We start from the raw sequence: 3,983 nt of genomic DNA, 5'->3' as shown, positions 1-3,983 counted from the left end.
ACCAGATCCGACGTCCGCGGCAGTACGACCGCGACCCGCCGCTCCGGACCCACGCCCCGCTCGATCAGCCAGTGCGCCAGCCGATTCGCCCGGGCATTCAACTCGGCGTAGGTGAGGGTCTGTCCGTCGGCGATGAGGGCCGGTCGGCCGGGCCCGCGTGCCACCTGTGCCTCGAAGGCCCCGACCACGGTTTCCTCGGGTACGGCGCGGTCAGTGGCGTTCCACTCGCCGACCGCCCGCTGCTGCTCCCCCGGTTCCAGCACCTCGATGGCGCCGATCCGCAGGCCGGGGTCGGCCACCGCCTGCCGCAGCAGGCGTACGAACCGGGCCCATAGGCCCTGCACCGTGACCCGGTCGAAGAGATCGGTGGCGTACTCGATGGTGCCCCGGGCGTCCTCCCCGGGAACCGCGGCCAGGTTGAAGAACAGATCCAGCTTCGCCGCGCCCGTCGAGGCCGTTTCGAAGGCGACCTCCAGACCCGGCAGGTTGAGCTCGGACGGGGTGGCGCTCTGCCAGGCGAACATCACCTGGATATAGGGGAGATAGGCGGTGGACCGTTCCGGGTTGAGGAGTTCGACCAGCCGCTCGAAGGGGATGTCCTGGTTGTCGTAGGCCGCGAGTGCCTTGCCGCGCACCCGCTTCAGCACCTGCTCGAACGACGGGTTTCCCGACAGGTCGGTGCGCAGGACCCAGGTATTGACGAAGAAGCCCACCAGTTCCGTCAGGGCCTCATCGGTACGGCCGGCGATCGGCGACCCTATGGTGATGTCATCGCCGCCACCGAGCCGGTGCAGCAGGACCGCGAGGGCCGACTGCAGCACCATCGACACCGTCGCGCCCCGCTCGCGGGCGAGCTTGTCCGCCGCGGTCAGCAGTTCGGCGTCCAGGGACATCTCCACCGTGTCACCGCGGTAGCTGGCCACCGGCGGCCGCGGCCGGTCCGTGGGCAATTGCAGGGGCTGCGGTACGCCTTCCAGCTCGTCCCGCCAATACGCGCTCTGCGCGGCGAGCACGCTCTCCGGATCGGAGTCCTCGCCCAGCAATTCCCGCTGCCACAGCGTGTAATCGGCGTACTGCACCGGCAGTTCCGCCCAGCCGGGCTCCCGGCCGTCCAGCCGTGCGGTGTACGCGGTGGCCAGGTCCCGGGCCAGCGGTGCCCCCGACGCGCCGTCCCCGGCAATGTGGTGAATCAGCAGCACCAGCACATGTTCCTCGGCACCGCACCGGAAAACGCTGAGCCGGATCGGTATCTCCGCGGTCAGATCGAAGCGGTAGGTCACCGCCTCGGCCACCGCATCGGCCGTCTTCTCCGGGTCCACCGTGTGCACCGGTACGTCCAGGAGTACCTCGGCGACGGGCACCACCCGCTGGTACGGCACGCCTTCCGGGTCCTCTGCGATCAGCGTGCGCAGACTCTCGTGGCGCGCCACGACATCCCGGATCGCGTGACTCAGGGCCGCCGCATCCAGCGCACCGGTGAGGCGGAGCACCACCGGAATGTTGTACGTCGCCGACGGGCCCTCAAAGCGATGCAGAAACCACAGCCGGCGCTGCGCAAACGACAATGGAATCATTTCGCATCTACTCCTGGTTCATCCTGCGCAGACGCGGCCGCTTGGACGTGGCCAAGTCCTTCCATCTGCGTGACAGTTCGGCGATGGAGGGGGCTTCGAACAGCACCCGGATCGGGATCTCTACTCCCAGCTCGCTGCGGATCCGGCTGATCAGGCGGGCGGCGAGAACGGAGTGCCCGCCTAGGGCGAAGAACCCGTCGTCGATACCGACCCGCTCGAGGCCGAGCACCTCGGCGTACACCACGGCGAGGATTTCCTCCTGCGGGGTGCGCGGCGCCCGGTATTCGGGACGGGCGGGCTCGGGGGCCGGCAGCGCCGCCCGGTCCGGCCGGCCGTCCGCGGTCAGCGGCAGTCGCTCCAGTACGACGCAGGCCGTCGGCACCAGGCGCTCGGGCAGCAGCGCCGCGACATGGGCCCACAGCGCGGCCGTATCCATGCCCGCTGCGGCGTGGGCGCCGTCCGCTGCGACGGGGACCACGTAGGCGACCAGCTGCTCGGTGCCGTCTTCTCCGCCACGGACGTCGACCGCGGCCTGTGCCACCGCCGGATGTGCGGCCAGTACGGTCTCGATCTCACCGAACCGGATGCGCGACCCGCGGAAGGCGACCTGGTCGTCGATCCGTCCCAGGCGCTCCAGCACACCGTCGGCGGTCCAGCGCGCCGCTTCCCCGGTGCGGTACATCCGGCTGCCCGGGGGACCGAACGGGTCGGCCACCGGCCGTTCATCGGCCTGCCGGGCCCGGTCCGGCGCGCCGTCGACCGGCCCGGTGGCGGCCGCGTACAGCTCGCCGGGCACCCCGGGCACCACCGGACGCAGCCGTGCGTCGAGCACGTACCACCGCGTCGCCCCGGCCGGAGCGTCGCCGCCCGCCGTATCGGCCGCCTCCGCCGCCGGCCGCAACGACTCCCACCGCTCGCGCTCGTCGGGCGTCAGGATGTCGATTCCGCTCGCCGGGCGGCCGGGGTCGGCCACCAGCTGTCGCAGCGCCCGTACAAACCGGTCGGCCAGTCGCTCCACCGAGGGCCGGTCGAACAGATCGGTGGCGTACTCGATCACACCCCGCACTCCCTGTCCCGGCATCTCGGCCAGGTTGAAGAACAGGTCGAACCGCGCCGCCCCCGTCGACGCCGACTCCGGTGTCACCTGAAGTCCCGGCAGGGCGAAGTCGGGCAGCGTGATGTTCTGCCAGGCCAGCATCACCTGGAAGTAGGGCTGGTAGGCGGTGGAGCGCTCCGGGTTGAGCAGTTCCACCAGCCGCTCGAAGGGCGCGTCCTGGTTGTCGTACGCGGCCAGTGCCTTGTCCCGCACCCGCTCCAGCACCCGCTCGAACGACGGGTTCCCGGACAGGTCGGCGCGCAGCACCCAGGTGTTGGCGAAGAAGCCCACCAGGTCCGTCAGCGCTTCGTCGGTACGGCCCGCGATCGGCGATCCGATGGTGATGTCGTCCCCGGCGCCGAGCTGTCGCAGCAGCACCGCCAGCGCCGACTGCAGCACCATCGACACCGTCGCGCCCCGCTCGCGGGCGAGCTTGTCCGCCGCGGTCAGCAGTTCCGGCTCGAAGGCGATCTCCACGGTGTCACCGCGGTAGCTGGCCGCGGCCGGGCGCGTCCGGTCCGTCGGCAGCTGCAACGGCTGCGGCACGCCCGCCAGCTCCTGCCGCCAGTAGGCGGTCTGGGCGGACAGCGCACTGCCGGGGTCGGACTCCTCGCCCAGCAGCTCCTGTTGCCACAAGGTGTAGTCGGCGTACTGCACCGCCAACGGCGTCCACTGCGGCGCCCGGCCCGCCAGCCTCGCGGTGTACGCGGCGGCCAGGTCCCGGGCCAGCGGTGCCAGCGACTCCCCGTCCCCGGCGATGTGGTGGATCACCAGCACCAACACGTGGTCCTCGGGACCGCACCGGATCACGCTGGTCCGGATCGGAATGTCGGTGGCCAGGTCGAACAGGCAGGCCGCCTCATGTTCCACCGCCGGGGCCGCACCGCCCGCCTGCACCGTGATCACCGGTACGTCCAGCAGCACCTCGTCCGCCGGCACCACCCGCTGGTACGGCACACCCTCGGCGTCGTCGACGATCAGCGTGCGCAGGCTCTCGTGCCGCACCACGACATCGCGGACCGCCCGGGTCAGCGCCGCCGTGTCCAGCACGCCGGTCAGCCGCAGTACCGCCGGAATGTTGTACGTCGCCGACGGGCCCTCGAAGCGGTGCAGGAACCACAGCCGGCGCTGTGCGAAGGACAGCGGCATCCGCTCCGGACGCTCGGCGAGCTGCCGCAGTCCCGGCCGTACCCGTGCACCTGCTGTCAGGTGGGAGGTGAGTTCGGCGACGGTGGGGGTGTCGAAGACGGCCCGGATGGGGATTTCGGCGCCGAGTTCGGCGCGGATACGGCTGATGAGGCGGGTGGCGAGCA

At 71.2% G+C, this 3,983-nt stretch carries 2 protein-coding genes; both read right to left on the bottom strand.

Annotated features, from left to right (window positions below):
- Positions 1 to 1,574: condensation domain-containing protein (locus ACF08M_RS41430; RefSeq protein WP_392190486.1), on the bottom strand; the 1,574-nt coding region annotated here is incomplete at its 3' end.
- Between the two features lie 7 nt (positions 1,575 to 1,581).
- On the bottom strand, positions 1,582 to 3,983 hold a 2,402-nt coding region (locus ACF08M_RS41425; RefSeq protein ID WP_392190485.1), incomplete at its 5' end, for a condensation domain-containing protein.

It is taken from the genome of Streptomyces sp. NPDC015032 (assembly GCF_043080425.1).
GTDB lineage: Bacteria > Actinomycetota > Actinomycetes > Streptomycetales > Streptomycetaceae > Streptomyces.
The sequence above is the reverse complement of the archived record's forward strand: the minus strand, read 5'-3'. Positions and strand labels throughout refer to the sequence as shown.